Origin of the sequence: Paracoccus halophilus, from assembly GCF_000763905.1 — a bacterium.
Lineage (GTDB): Bacteria > Pseudomonadota > Alphaproteobacteria > Rhodobacterales > Rhodobacteraceae > Paracoccus > Paracoccus halophilus.
In genome coordinates this window covers 74,904-88,648 of the sequence record NZ_JRKN01000010.1, presented here as the reverse complement: position 1 = coordinate 88,648, position 13,745 = coordinate 74,904, and the positions used below count along the sequence as shown (strand labels likewise).

Genomic DNA, 13,745 nt, shown 5'->3' with positions numbered 1-13,745 from the left:
GAACTCGCCGGGTTTTTCTTGCCTCGGGCATCGTGATCTGGATAGCCTGACCCACAGGAGAGCGGCGCTGCCGGACCCGGGGCGAAGGCCCGAGCCGCCGGCGTCGCTGCTGTCCGGTCGCCCTAGCGGCGGCTGGCGGGATATCGCAACCGGGGAGGGGAGGCGATACAAGTCATTGATGCTCATTGCCATTTCTGGCGTATCGCGCGCGGGGATTATGGCTGGCTGGAGAGCGGCGGCGCGGCGCTGGCGCCGATCCGGCGCGACTTTCTGCCGCCCGATTATCCGGGCGCGGCGCGGCTGATCGTCGTGCAGGCCGCGCCGAGCCTGGCCGAGACGGATTTCCTGCTCTCGCTTGCCAAGGGCGATTCGCGCATCGCCGGTGTTGTCGGCTGGGTCGATCTGGGCGATCCGGGCGCCGCCGGCCTGCTTTGCGAACGGGCGGACAATCCCGCGCTGCGCGGCATCCGTCCCATGCTGCAGGACATCGCCGATCCCGATTGGCTCGAGACCGCCGTCAACCCCCGGGCGCTGGCGGCTCTGGTCCGGCTCGGGCTGCGTTTCGATGCGCTGGTTACGGCGCGGCATCTGCCGATGCTGGCGCGCTTTGCCGCGCGGCGCGACGATCTGCCGCTGGTCATCGATCATGCCGCCAAGCCGCAGCCCGACCGGGGCGAGGACTGGGAGCGGGGCATGGCGGCGCTGGCCGCGATCCCGCATGTGCATTGCAAGCTCTCGGGCCTGCTGACCGAGCTCTCGCCCGAGGAGCTGCGCGACCCCTTGCCGGCGCTGCGCCCGATCCTCGCGCGGCTGCTGGACTGGTTCGGACCGGAACGGCTGATCTGGGGCAGCGACTGGCCGGTCGTGACGCTGGCCGCAAGCTATGACGAATGGCGCGATCTGACGCAGGCGCTGCTGGCGGATCTGTCGCCCTCGGAACGCGCGGCGATCATGGGCGGCAATGCCGCGCGCTTCTACGGTCTGGCGGCATGAGCGATCTGGTCCGCATGCAGGGGATCGACAAGCGCTTTCCCGGCGTGCATGCCCTGCGCGCGGTCGATTTCGACCTGCGCGCCGGCGAGGTTCATGCCCTGATGGGCGAAAACGGCGCCGGAAAATCGACGCTGATGAAATGCCTGTCCGGCGTCTATCAGCCCGATGGCGGCCGCATCCTGATCGACGGCGCCGCGGTGGCCCTGCCCAATCCCCGCGCCGCGCAGGATCTGGGCATCGGCATCATCCATCAGGAACTGGCGCTGATGCGCGACCTGAACGTGGCCCAGAACATCTGGATCGGACGCGAGCCGCGCCTGTCCCTTGGCCGCATCGACGAGGCGCGGCTGAACGCCGATGCGGCGGCGATCTTCCGGGGCATGAACGTGGCGATGGATCCGCGCGCGCCGGTCGCCGCGCTGACCATCGCGCGCCAGCAGATGGTCGAGATCGCCAAGGCGCTGTCCTTTCGCTCGCGCGTGCTGATCATGGACGAGCCGACCGCCGCGCTGAACGACAGCGAGATCGCCGAGCTGTTCACCATCATCCGCCGCCTGCGCGCCGAAGGCGTCGGCATCATCTATATCAGCCACAAGATGGACGAGATCCGGCGCATCGCGGACCGGGTGACGGTGATGCGCGACGGCGCGACGGTCGGCACGGTCCAGGCCGCCGAGACGCCGATCGCGCAGATCATCGCGATGATGGTCGGCCGCGAACTGGTGGACGAGCCGGTCGCCATCCCCGACCTGAGCGCAGCCGAATGCGCGCTGGAGCTGCGCGGCATCACCCGCGGGCGCGAGGTGCGGGATGTCAGCTTCAGCCTGAAACGGGGCGAGATACTGGGCTTTGCCGGCCTGATGGGCGCCGGCCGGACCGAGTTGGCCCGCGCGATCTTCGGCGCCGAGCCACCCGAGTCCGGCGAGATCATCGTGCATGGCCGCCCGGTGACCATCCGCAGCCCCGCCGATGCGGTCCGCGCCGGGATCGGCTACCTGTCCGAGGATCGCAAGCATTACGGCCTGGCGCTTGGCATGGATGTGCGCGCCAATATCGCGCTGGCCAGCCTGGCCCGCTATACCGACCGGCTGGGCCGCATCGACGAGCAGGAACTGGCAGCGGTTTCAAACCGTTACATCGACATGCTCAGCATCCGTACACCGCATGACCGGCAAGAGGTGCGGCTGCTTTCGGGCGGCAACCAGCAAAAGGTGGTGATCGCGAAATGGCTGCTGCGCGATTGCGACATCCTGATCTTCGACGAGCCGACGCGCGGCATCGATGTCGGCGCCAAGGCGGAAATCCATCGCCTGCTTGCCGATCTGGCCGGGCAGGGCAAGGCGATCATCGTGATCTCCAGCGAATTGCCCGAACTGCTGCGCCTGTCGCATCGCATCGCCGTCATGTGCGAGGGGCGGCTGACCGGGATCCTGCCGGGCGGCGCCAGCCAGGAACGGATCATGGCGCTGGCCACGCGGCGCGAGGGGATGGCGGCGGAATGACCGGGACACAGGCGACGATACCCGCGCAACAGCGCCGCAGCGGTGCCGCGCGGCAGATGCTGCTGGCATTTGCCAGCCTGATCGCGCTGGTCATCGGCTTTTCGCTGGCCAGCCCGAATTTCTTTCAGGTCTCGAACATCATGGCGATCCTGCAGGCCACCTCGGTCAACGGGGTGCTGGCGGTGGGGGTGACGCTGATCATCATTACCGGCGGGATCGACCTGTCGATCGGCACGCTGATGACCTTTTGCGCGGTGATGACCGGCGTCGTGCTGACCTGGGCGGGAATGCCGCTGATCCTTGGCGTGCTGACCGCGATCGGCACCGGCGCGGCCTGCGGGCTGGTCTCGGGGATGTTCGTGGCCAGGATGAAGATCCCGCCCTTTATCGCGACGCTGGGCATGATGCTGATGCTCAAGGGCTTGTCGCTGATCGTGACCGGCACCAAACCGATTTATTTCAACGACACGCCGGGCTTCACGCAGATCGCGCAGGGCTCGGTCGTCGGGGCGCTGATCCCCGGCCTGCCGCTGCCCAACGGCGTGCTGATCCTGTTTCTGGTGGCGGCGGTGACGGCCTGGATCCTGGGGCGCACGGTGCTGGGGCGCTATACTTTCGCGCTTGGCTCGAACGAAGAGGCGGTGCGGCTTTCGGGTGTCAATACCGATGCCTGGAAGATGGCGATCTATGCGCTGGCCGGTGGCATCGTGGGCATCGGCGGGCTGCTGATCTCCAGCCGTCTCAACTCGGCCCAGCCGGCGCTCGGCCTGGGCTATGAGCTCGAGGCGATCGCCGCCGTGGTCATCGGCGGCACCAGCCTTGCGGGCGGCCGGGGCACGATCCTGGGGACGCTGATCGGGGCGCTGATCATGTCGGTGCTGACCAACGGGCTGCGGGTGCTGTCGGTCGCGCCGGAATGGCAGACGGTGGTCACCGGCGCGATCATCATCGTTGCGGTCTATGCCGACCAGTTGCGTCGGCGCAAAGCAAGTCAGGGCTGATACAAGGCCCGAATAAGAAGTGAACAGCATGGGAGGAAACACGATGTTCACCAGAAGAAACCTGCTCGGCGCGGTCGCCGCGCTGTCGCTGGCCGGCATGGCCACCTCTGCCTCGGCGCAGGATGCGATGTATATCCCGCTGATCTCGAAAGGGTTCCAGCATCAGTTCTGGCAGGCGGTGAAGGCCGGCGCCGACAAGGCGGGCGAGGAACTGGGCGTCAATGTCAGCTTCGAGGGGCCGGATAACGAAACCCAGGTGGACAAGCAGCTGGACATGCTGGCCGCGGCGCTGGCCAACAAGCCCGCCGCCATCGGCTTTGCCGCGCTGGACAGTCAGGCCGCGATCCCGCAGCTGCGCCAGGCGCAGGAGGCGGGGATTCCGGTCATCGCCTTCGACTCGGGCGTGGACAGCGATATCCCGGTGGCGCTGGCGGCGACCGACAATATCGCCGCCGCCGCGATGGCCGCCGACAAGCTGGCGGAACTGATCGGCGGCGCGGGCAAGGTGGCGGTGGTCGCGCATGACCAGACCTCGCGCACCGGCGTCGACCGGCGCGACGGCTTCGTCAACCGCATGAAAGAGGCGCATCCCGATGTCGAGATCGTGGCCATCGAATATGGCGGCGGCGACCATCTGAAATCGACCGAGATCACCAAGGCGCTGCTGACCGCCAATCCCGATCTCAAGGGGATTTTCGGCACCAACGAGGGCTCGGCCATCGGCGTGGTCAATGGCGTGACCGAGGCGGGCGCCTCGGACGTGGTGATCGTGGGCTATGATTCCGGCAAGGCGCAGACCGATGCGATCCGCGACGGGCGCATGGCGGGCGCGATCACCCAGAACCCGGTCGGCATCGGCTACGAGACCGTCAAGGCCGCCGTCGCCGCCGCCCGGGGCGAGCAGGTTCAGGCCAGCATCGACACCGGCTTCTACTGGTATGACAAGTCGAATATCGATGCGCCGGAAATCGCGGCGGTGCTTTACGACTAGGTCCTGAGCGCCTGCCGGGGGCCGCTACGGCCCCCGGCCGTTCAGGGACCGATATGGCGGAAACTGTCGCGGAAAGGCCGGGATGGATCTGGATCTGCAAGGAAAGACGGTGATCGTGACCGGCGGCGCCTCGGGCATCGGCGCAGGCATCACCGAGGCTCTGGCCGAAGAGGGCGCGCACCCCGTCATCATCGCCCGGCGCCGGCCGGATGCGGACTGGCTGGCCCGGCACGGCGCGGATTTCGTCATGGCCGAACTGTCCGACGATGCCGCCTGTCGCGCCGCCATCGCGCAGGTCCGCGACCGTCACGCGGCGGTGCACGGGCTGGTGAACAATGCCGGCGCGAATGACGGCATCGGGCTGGACAAGGGGCCCGATGCCTTTCGCGTCAGCCTGAACCAGAACCTTGTCCATTACTATACCATGGTCCACCTGCTGCGCGACGATCTGCGCGCCAGCCGCGGGGCCATCGTCAATATCACCTCGAAGACGGCGCTGACCGGGCAGGGGGGAACCTCGGCCTATGTCGCGGCCAAGGCGGCGCAGCTTGGCCTGACGCGGGAATGGGCGGTCGAGTTCCTGCCCGACGCCATCCGCGTCAATGCCATCGTCGTGGCCGAGGTGATGACGCCGCTTTACGACCGCTGGCTGCACAGCCTGCCCGATCCCGATGCGGCGCTGCGGCGGATCACCTCGCGCATTCCGCTGGGCCGGCGCATGACCACCGCGCGCGAGATCGCCGATTGCTGCCTGTTCCTGCTGTCCGGGCGCGCCAGCCACATGACCGGGCAATGGCTGTTTCCCGATGGTGGCTATACCCATCTGGACCGCGCCATCGGCGGCGACTGATCTGGCGCGGCGGAAATGTTCGCGTTATGTTCAATAACGGTTGCCATTTCGCGCATCATGCCTATCTGATGCGCTTGGCGGAATCAGGGCGTGACGATGGAACAGAAGTTCATCGAGGTTCGCGGCGCGCGCGAGCATAATCTGAAAGGCGTGGATCTGGACATTCCGCGCGACCGGCTGGTGGTGATCACCGGCCTGTCGGGCTCGGGCAAGTCCAGCCTGGCCTTCGACACGATCTATGCCGAGGGGCAGCGCCGCTATGTCGAAAGCCTGTCGGCCTATGCGCGGCAGTTCCTCGACATGATGGGCAAGCCGGATGTGGACCATATCAGCGGCCTGTCGCCCGCCATCTCGATCGAGCAGAAGACGACCAGCAAGAACCCGCGTTCCACCGTCGGCACGGTCACGGAAATCTACGACTACCTGCGGCTTTTGTTCGCCCGCGCCGGCACGCCCTATTCCCCCGCCACCGGCCTGCCGATCGAGGCGCAGCAGGTCCAGGACATGGTGGACCGCGTCATGGCCATGGAGGAGGGCACCCGCGCCTATCTGCTGGCCCCCATCGTGCGCGACCGCAAGGGCGAATACCGCAAGGAATTCCTGGAACTGCGCAAGCAGGGGTTCCAGCGCGTCAAGGTGAACGGCGCGTTTCACGAGCTGGACGAACCGCCCGTTCTGGACAAGAAATTCCGCCACAATATCGACGTGGTGGTGGATCGCATCGTCGTGCGGGCGGGGATGGAGACGCGCCTTGCCGACAGTTTCCGCACCGCACTGGATCTGGCCGATGGCATCGCCGTGCTGGAAACCGCGACGGACGAACCCGAGCGGATCACGTTTTCCGAAAACTTCGCCTGCCCGGTCAGCGGCTTCACCATCCCCGAGATCGAGCCGCGGCTGTTTTCCTTCAACGCGCCCTTCGGCGCCTGCCCGGTCTGCGACGGGCTGGGGGTCGAGCTGTTCTTTGACGAACGCCTGATCGTGCCCGATTCTGCGCTGTCGGTGGCGCAGGGCGCGCTGGCGCCATGGGCCAAGTCGAAATCGGCCTATCTGACCCAGACCGTCAACGCGCTGGCCAGGCATTACGGTTTCGACAAGAAAACCCCGTGGAAGGATCTGCCCGAAGCGGTGCAGGAGATGTTCCTGCGCGGCTCGGGCAAGGACGAGATCCCGTTCCGCTTCGACGATGCCGGCCGCGTCTACGAGGTCACCCGCCAGTTCGAGGGCATCATCCCGAACATGGAGCGCCGGTTGCGCGAAAGCGACAGCGCCTGGGTGCGCGAGGAATTCGAGAAATACCAGAACAACCGCCCCTGCGGCAGTTGCGCCGGCTATCGCCTGAAACCCGAGGCGCTGGCGGTCAAGATCGCCGGCAGCCATATCGGCAATGTCACCGAACTGTCGATCCGCGAGGCGCTGAACTGGATCGAGGACGCGCCCAAGCAGCTGACGAAACAGAAAAACGAAATCGCCGCCGCCATTCTCAAGGAAATCCGCGAACGTCTTGGTTTTCTTGTCAATGTCGGGCTGGACTATCTGACGCTGAGCCGCGCGGCGGGCACGCTTTCGGGCGGCGAAAGCCAGCGCATCCGGCTGGCGAGCCAGATCGGATCGGGGCTGACCGGCGTGCTTTACGTGCTGGACGAACCCTCGATCGGGCTGCATCAGCGCGACAATGACCGGCTGCTCTCGACGCTCAAGGGGTTGCGCGATCAGGGCAATTCGGTGCTGGTTGTCGAGCATGACGAGGATGCGATCCGCCATGCCGATTACGTTTTCGACATGGGGCCCGGCGCGGGCGTGCATGGCGGGCAGGTGGTCGCGCGCGGCACCCCGGCCGAGATTGCCGCCGATCCGGGCAGCCTGACCGGGCAATACCTCTCTGGCGCGCGCGAAATCGCGGTGCCGGCCAAGCGCCGCAAGGGCAATGGCAAGTCGGTCAAGGTCGTCGGTGCCACCGGCAACAACCTGAAAAACGTCACTGCCGAGTTTCCGCTGGGCAAGTTCGTCTGCGTCACCGGCGTCTCGGGCGGCGGCAAATCGACCCTGACCATCGAGACGCTGTTCAAGACCGCCAGCCTGCGGCTGAATGGCGCACGCCAGACCCCGGCGCCCTGCGAAACCATCAAGGGGCTGGAGCTGCTGGACAAGGTGATCGACATCGACCAGCGCCCCATCGGCCGCACGCCGCGCAGTAACCCCGCGACCTATACCGGCGCCTTTACCCCGATCCGCGACTGGTTCGCCGGCCTGCCCGAGGCCAAGGCGCGCGGCTACAAGCCGGGCCGCTTCAGCTTCAACGTCAAGGGCGGCCGCTGCGAGGCCTGTCAGGGCGATGGCGTCATCAAGATCGAGATGCATTTCCTGCCCGATGTCTATGTCACCTGCGAGACCTGCAAGGGTCATCGCTACAACCGCGAGACGCTGGAAGTCACCTTCAAGGGCAAATCCATCGCCGATGTGCTGGACATGACGGTCGAGGATGCGCAGGAATTCTTCCGCGCCGTGCCCTCGATCCGCGAAAAGATGGATGCGCTGGTCGAGGTGGGGCTGGGCTATATCAAGGTCGGCCAGCAGGCCACGACGCTTTCGGGCGGCGAGGCGCAGCGGGTGAAACTGTCCAAGGAACTGTCGCGCCGGGCGACCGGCAAGACGCTCTATATCCTCGATGAGCCGACCACCGGGTTGCATTTCGAGGATGTGAGGAAGTTGCTGGAAGTCCTTCATTCCCTTGTGGAACAGGGCAATACCGTGGTGGTGATCGAGCATAATCTGGACGTGATCAAGACCGCCGACTGGATCATCGATATCGGCCCCGAGGGGGGCGATGGCGGCGGCCGGATCATCGCCACCGGCACGCCCGAGGATGTCGCCGGCATCGCCGAAAGCCATACCGGCCGCTATCTGGCGCCGATGCTGGATGCGGCGCGCAGCCGCGCCGCCGAATGAGCACCACCGCCTGGCAGCGGGTCGAGGGGGCGGGGCTGGCGCTTGGCGGGCTGCTGATCGCGGTTTTCGCCGGGCCGGGCTGGACGGCGCCGGTCTGGATCGCGATCCTGCTGGCGCCGGATCTGTCGATGGCGGGCTATCTGGCCGGTCCCCGGGCGGGCGCTTTCATCTATAATCTCGCGCATGTCTACGCGCTGCCCTTTCTGGCGATGGTGGTGGGGGTGGCTTTCGGCGCACCCGCGCTGATCGCCGCGGGCGGGCTGTGGCTGAGCCATATCGGTGCCGATCGGGCGCTTGGCTACGGGCTCAAGGCGAATACCGGCTTTCGGGATACCCATCTGGGCCGGATCGGTCGGGAAGGCCGATAAAAACAGTCGCCCGACCGCGGTCGCGGCGACATGCAGGAATGTCTCGGACCCGGCGTAAATCGGGTCGGGACCGTTGACCATACCGGCATCCGCGACTAAACCCACGCCTAGCCAAACCCATCGCGGGACGCCAATCGGGTCCCACGAGTGATAGGGAGCCCAACCCAGTGGAATACCTGCTGAACGAATACCTGCCGATCCTGGTTTTTCTGGGAATGGCCTCGGCTCTGGCGATCATCCTGATTCTGGCCGCTGCGGTGCTTGCCGTGCGCAATCCGGATCCGGAAAAGGTCAGTGCCTATGAATGCGGCTTCAACGCCTTTGACGACGCGCGGATGAAATTCGACGTGCGTTTCTATCTGGTGGCGATCCTGTTCATCATCTTCGACCTGGAGGTGGCGTTTCTGTTCCCCTGGGCGACGAATTTCGCCGATCTCAGCGGCCTCGCCTTCTGGGGCATGCTGCTGTTCCTGGGCGTCCTGACCGTGGGCTTTGCCTATGAATGGAAGAAGGGGGCGCTGGAATGGGCGTGATGACCGGGGCCAATACCGCCGGCGCGGATCGCGAGGTCGCGACCACCCAGCTGAACCGTGAATTGCAGGACAAGGGCTTCCTGCTGACCACGACCGAGGACATCATCAACTGGGCCCGCAATGGCAGCCTGCACTGGATGACCTTCGGGCTGGCCTGCTGCGCGGTCGAGATGATGCAGACCTCGATGCCGCGCTACGATGTCGAACGCTTCGGCACCGCGCCGCGTGCCTCGCCCCGGCAGTCGGATCTGATGATCGTGGCGGGCACGCTGACCAACAAGATGGCGCCGGCCCTGCGCAAGGTCTATGACCAGATGCCCGAGCCGCGCTATGTCATCTCGATGGGCTCATGTGCCAATGGCGGCGGCTATTATCATTACAGCTATTCGGTGGTGCGCGGTTGCGACCGCATCGTGCCGGTGGATATCTACGTGCCCGGCTGCCCGCCCACCGCCGAGGCGCTGCTTTACGGTATCCTGCAACTCCAGCGCCGCATCCGGCGCACCGGCACGCTGGTGAGGTGAGCCATGTCTGACGAGACCCTGGCCGAATTGGCCGAGCATATCCTGATGCGCCGCCCCGACGAGGTGCTGGGTACCGCGGTCGCCTTTGGCGAACTGACGGTCGAGGCGACGCTTCCGGGCATCGTGCCGCTGATCGAATTCCTGCGTAACGATCCCAGCTGCCGCTTTTCGACGCTGATCGACATCACCGCCATCGACCATCCGGCCCGTCCGGCGCGGTTCGACGTGGTCTATCACCTGCTGTCGATGTATCAGAACCAGCGCATCCGCGTGAAGATCAAGGTCCGCGAGGACGAGCTGGTGCCCAGCCTGATCGGCGTCTTTCCGGCGGCGAACTGGTATGAGCGCGAGATCTTCGACATGTTCGGGATCTTTTTCACCGGCCATCCGGATCTGCGCCGCATCCTGACCGATTACGGCTTTCGCGGCCATCCGCTGCGCAAGGATTTCCCCACCACCGGCTATGTCGAGGTGCGCTGGAACGATCTCGAGAAGCGCGTGGTCTATGAGCCGGTGAATCTGGTGCAGGAATATCGGCAGTTCGACTTTCTGTCGCCATGGGAGGGCGCGAAATACGTCCTGCCCGGTGACGAGAAGGCGCCGGAGAGCAAGCCATGAGGCCGGGGCTGAAACAGGGCGACCGCGCCAGCTTTCGCATGACGGTCATGCCTGGCGATACGGTGCCGGCGCTGTTTTCCGACCGCAATGCATTTCCCGACATGCCGGCGGTGTTCGCCACGGCCAAGATGGTCGGGCTGATGGAATGGGCCTGCGTCGAGCAGCTTCGCCCCTATTACGACGAGGGCGAGGATTCGCTGGGCATCCATGTCGATGTCGACCATTCGGCGCCGACGCTGCCCGGGCAGGTGGTCACCGTGGAAACCGAGGTCGAGGAAATCGACGGCCGCTTCATCTGGTTCCGGGTCGAGGCGCATGACGGCATCGACCGGATCGGCGCCGGCCGCCATCGCCGCGCCGTGATCGAAAGCGCGAAATTCAACGACCGGTTGGGCGCCAAACGCGCCGCCGCCGGGCTGGAGGGCTGACCATGGACGGCGACATCCGCAAGAACAGCTATGATGACGGCTCGGTGGACGCGCTGACGGGCGAGCAGAGCATCCGCAACTTCAACATCAACTTCGGCCCGCAACACCCTGCTGCGCATGGCGTTTTGCGCATGGTGCTGGAGCTTGACGGCGAGGTGGTCGAACGCGCCGATCCGCATATCGGCCTGTTGCATCGCGGCACCGAAAAGCTGATGGAAAGCCGCACCTATCTGCAGAACCTGCCCTATCTGGACCGGCTGGATTACGTCGCGCCGATGAACCAGGAACATGCCTGGTGCATGGCGATCGAGCGCCTGACCGGCACCCGGATCCCGCGCCGCGCCAGCCTGATCCGGGTGCTTTACTCGGAAATCGGCCGCATCCTGAACCACCTGCTGGGGGTCACGACGGGCGCGCTGGACGTGGGCGCGCTGACACCGCCGCTCTGGGGGTTCGAGGCGCGCGAGGAGCTGATGATCTTTTACGAGCGCGCCTGCGGGGCGCGGCTGCATGCGGCCTATTTCCGGCCCGGCGGCGTGCATCAGGATCTGCCGCCCGACCTTCTGGACGATATCGAGGAATGGTGCGAGCGTTTCCCGCGGGTGGTCGATGATCTCGACACGCTGCTGACCGAAAACCGGATCTTCAAGCAGCGTCTGGTCGATATCGGCATCGTCACCGAACAGGACGCGCTGGACTGGGGCTATTCCGGCGTCATGGTGCGCGGCTCGGGGCTGGCATGGGATCTGCGCCGCGCGCAGCCCTATGAATGCTATGACGAGTTCGATTTCCAGATCCCGGTCGGCAAGAACGGCGATTGCTACGACCGTTTCCTGATCCGCATGGCCGAGATGCGCGAATCCTGCAAGATCATGCAGCAGGCCGTCGCCAAGCTGCGCGCCGAGCCGGCCGGCGACGTGATGACGCGCGGCAAGCTGGCGCCGCCCCGCCGCGCCGAGATGAAGCGCGACATGGAAAGCCTGATCCATCATTTCAAGCTCTATACCGAGGGCTTCAAGGTCCCGGCAGGCGAGGTTTACGCCGCTGTCGAGGCGCCCAAGGGCGAATTCGGCGTCTATCTGGTCGCCGACGGCACCAACAAGCCCTATCGCGTCAAGCTGCGCGCGCCCGGTTTTGCCCATCTGCAATCCATGGACTGGATGTCCAGGGGGCATCTTCTGGCCGATGTGCCGGCGCTGATCGCCACGCAGGATATCGTTTTCGGAGAGGTTGACCGCTGATGCTGCGCCGTCTGTCCCCCAATCAGCCGGACTCCTTCGAGTTCACGCCCGCCAATCTGGAATGGGCGCGCGCCCAGATGACCAAATACCCCGAGGGGCGCCAGCAATCGGCGATCATCCCGGTCCTGTGGCGCGCGCAGGAACAGGAGGGCTGGCTGAGCCGCCCGGCCATCGAATTCTGCGCCGAGATGCTGGGCATGCCCTATATCCGGGCGCTCGAGGTGGCGACATTCTACTTCATGTTCCAGCTTTCGCCCGTTGGATCGGTTGCCCATATCCAGATTTGCGGCACCACGACCTGCATGATCTGCGGGGCCGAGGATCTGATCCGCGTCTGCAAGGACAAGATCGCGCCGCATGCGCATGAGCTTTCCGCCGATGGCCGCTTCAGCTGGGAAGAGGTCGAATGTCTGGGCGCCTGCACCAATGCGCCCATGGCCCAGATCGGCAAGGATTTCTACGAGGATCTGACGGCCGAACGGCTTGCCGCGCTGATCGACGGTTTCGCGGCGGGCGAGGTGCCGGCGCCCGGTCCGCAGAACGGCCGTTTCTCGGCCGAGCCGCTGGGCGGGCCGGTGGCCCTGGCCGGGCTGAAGGGCGGCGAGGATCACAATGCCAGCGTCGCGCGCGCGTTGCGGCTGGGCGATACGATCCGCCGCATCGACGGCTCCGAGGTCCCGGTGACCACGCCCTGGCTTTCTTCCGGGAACGGGGTCTGATGGTGTATCAAGAGGCATCAGGAAACGCATCGCGCAGGCTTTGACGAGGAGGTTGGATCACCATGAAACGTGCGGAGTGCAACAGGAACTGCTGGATCGCCGCGGCCGTCGCGGGCGTCGTCGTGTTGCTGCTGACCTCGGTCATGGGGGATCTGGGCTTCATGGCGGGGCTGTTTCTGGGGCTGATCACCGCCTGGCTGTTCGGCTCGCTTCTGGTCTGGCTGGCCTGTCACGACCGCCACGAGCTGTTCGCCGATGCCGAGGGCCAGACCGGCACCGACTGGGCGCGCGAGGCGGTCGAAAGTCAGCCCGAGGCGCTGCTGGTCAGCGGCTCGCTGGGGCTCGAACATAAGCCCTCTGTCGCGGGCGGCCTGCGGATCGTCGCGGGCGCCGCTCCGGCTGCGGCCAAGCCGGAAGCCGCCAAAGCCGAGGCCGCAACGCGCCCCGCCGCAGATGACAAGGCGCGGAAACCGGCCACGCAGCAGGATCAGCCTGCCGCCGCGGCGGAACAGGCGGCGCCGGACGATCTGAAACGGATCAAGGGCATTGGCCCGAAACTCTCTGACTGGCTGCATGAGAACGGCATCACCCGCTACGCGCAGATCGCGGCCTGGGACGACAGGGACGTCGCCGATTTCGCCGAGCGGCTGGGCCGCATGGGCGGCCGGATCGAAGCCGATGACTGGGTGGGTCAGGCGAAGCTGCTGGCCGAGGGGCGTAGAACGGAATTTTCGGAACGGGTCGATGATGGCGAGGTCTATTGATGTCCCGCGCGCCCCGGCACGACCCGCCGCCCGCCAGGCAGGCGGCGGATGCGCGCCAGATGCGGCTGGTGGCGGTGGTGATCGCGCTGACCATCGTGGTCTGGCTGGCGGTGCAATGGCTGGGCGGCCAGATGGGCTGGCCGGCGAAATATGCCTTTCTCGCCGATCTCGCGGCGATCGGGGCGCTGATCTGGTCGCTCATCGTGACCTGGCGGATCTGGCGGCGGCGCAACGCGTCCTCGCATGGACAAGGATGAATACAGA

Annotated in this window: 14 protein-coding genes and 1 pseudogene; all 15 read left to right on the top strand. The window is 65.9% G+C overall.

Translation table 11 applies throughout. The features are described 5' to 3' along the window. The first annotated feature begins 132 nt into the window (after positions 1–132). Positions 133–993, top strand: a complete 861-nt coding sequence (locus IT41_RS09565; protein WP_331435291.1) for an amidohydrolase family protein — start codon at positions 133–135, stop codon at positions 991–993. Beyond that, a complete protein-coding gene (locus tag IT41_RS09560) occupies positions 990–2,495 on the top strand; it encodes a sugar ABC transporter ATP-binding protein (RefSeq protein WP_036740665.1) in 1,506 nt (501 codons plus the stop codon). The genes IT41_RS09565 and IT41_RS09560 overlap by 4 nt, the downstream gene beginning before the upstream one ends. Further along, complete coding sequence (locus IT41_RS09555) at positions 2,492–3,496, top strand: ABC transporter permease (protein ID WP_052081372.1); 1,005 nt, start codon at positions 2,492–2,494, stop codon at positions 3,494–3,496. Before IT41_RS09560 ends, IT41_RS09555 begins: the two co-directional genes overlap by 4 nt. Before the next feature lie 43 nt (positions 3,497–3,539). Continuing rightward, positions 3,540–4,487, top strand: coding sequence for an ABC transporter substrate-binding protein (locus IT41_RS09550; RefSeq protein ID WP_036740663.1), 948 nt, complete (start codon positions 3,540–3,542; stop codon positions 4,485–4,487). A gap of 82 nt (positions 4,488–4,569) precedes the next feature. Next, positions 4,570–5,337 carry an L-fucose dehydrogenase gene (locus IT41_RS09545; RefSeq protein WP_036740661.1) on the top strand — a complete coding sequence of 256 codons (768 nt, stop codon included), beginning with the start codon at positions 4,570–4,572 and terminating at the stop codon, positions 5,335–5,337. A gap of 96 nt (positions 5,338–5,433) precedes the next feature. Further along, complete coding sequence (gene uvrA / locus IT41_RS09540) at positions 5,434–8,286, top strand: excinuclease ABC subunit UvrA (RefSeq protein WP_036740659.1); 2,853 nt, start codon at positions 5,434–5,436, stop codon at positions 8,284–8,286. Further along, the gene (locus tag IT41_RS09535; protein ID WP_036740657.1) at positions 8,283–8,654 is read left to right on the top strand and encodes a DUF4260 domain-containing protein; all 372 of its coding nucleotides are present in this window, start codon (positions 8,283–8,285) and stop codon (positions 8,652–8,654) included. Before uvrA ends, IT41_RS09535 begins: the two co-directional genes overlap by 4 nt. Positions 8,655–8,821: 167 nt before the next feature. Continuing rightward, entirely contained in the window at positions 8,822–9,187 is a 366-nt protein-coding gene (locus IT41_RS09530) for an NADH-quinone oxidoreductase subunit A (protein WP_036740656.1), read from the top strand. After that, positions 9,178–9,711: a NuoB/complex I 20 kDa subunit family protein gene (locus IT41_RS09525; protein ID WP_052081371.1), complete on the top strand. Its 534-nt coding sequence runs from the start codon at positions 9,178–9,180 to the stop codon at positions 9,709–9,711. The genes IT41_RS09530 and IT41_RS09525 overlap by 10 nt, the downstream gene beginning before the upstream one ends. 3 nt (positions 9,712–9,714) lie before the next feature. Continuing rightward, positions 9,715–10,329 carry an NADH-quinone oxidoreductase subunit C gene (locus IT41_RS09520; RefSeq protein WP_036740655.1) on the top strand — a complete coding sequence of 205 codons (615 nt, stop codon included), beginning with the start codon at positions 9,715–9,717 and terminating at the stop codon, positions 10,327–10,329. Next, a complete protein-coding gene (locus IT41_RS09515) occupies positions 10,326–10,757 on the top strand; it encodes a thioesterase family protein (RefSeq protein WP_036740653.1) in 432 nt (143 codons plus the stop codon). Before IT41_RS09520 ends, IT41_RS09515 begins: the two co-directional genes overlap by 4 nt. A gap of 2 nt (positions 10,758–10,759) precedes the next feature. Beyond that, complete coding sequence (locus tag IT41_RS09510; RefSeq protein ID WP_036740652.1) at positions 10,760–11,998, top strand: NADH-quinone oxidoreductase subunit D; 1,239 nt, start codon at positions 10,760–10,762, stop codon at positions 11,996–11,998. Beyond that, a pseudogene (gene nuoE, locus IT41_RS09505) lies at positions 11,998–12,696 on the top strand (NADH-quinone oxidoreductase subunit NuoE); the annotation flags it as partial. The gene IT41_RS09510 and the pseudogene nuoE, both read left to right, overlap by 1 nt. 83 nt (positions 12,697–12,779) lie before the next feature. Continuing rightward, positions 12,780–13,481 carry a hypothetical protein gene (locus IT41_RS09500; RefSeq protein WP_036740649.1) on the top strand — a complete coding sequence of 234 codons (702 nt, stop codon included), beginning with the start codon at positions 12,780–12,782 and terminating at the stop codon, positions 13,479–13,481. Further along, complete coding sequence (locus IT41_RS09495) at positions 13,481–13,738, top strand: DUF5337 domain-containing protein (RefSeq protein ID WP_036740647.1); 258 nt, start codon at positions 13,481–13,483, stop codon at positions 13,736–13,738. Before IT41_RS09500 ends, IT41_RS09495 begins: the two co-directional genes overlap by 1 nt. Positions 13,739–13,745: the final 7 nt, after the last annotated feature.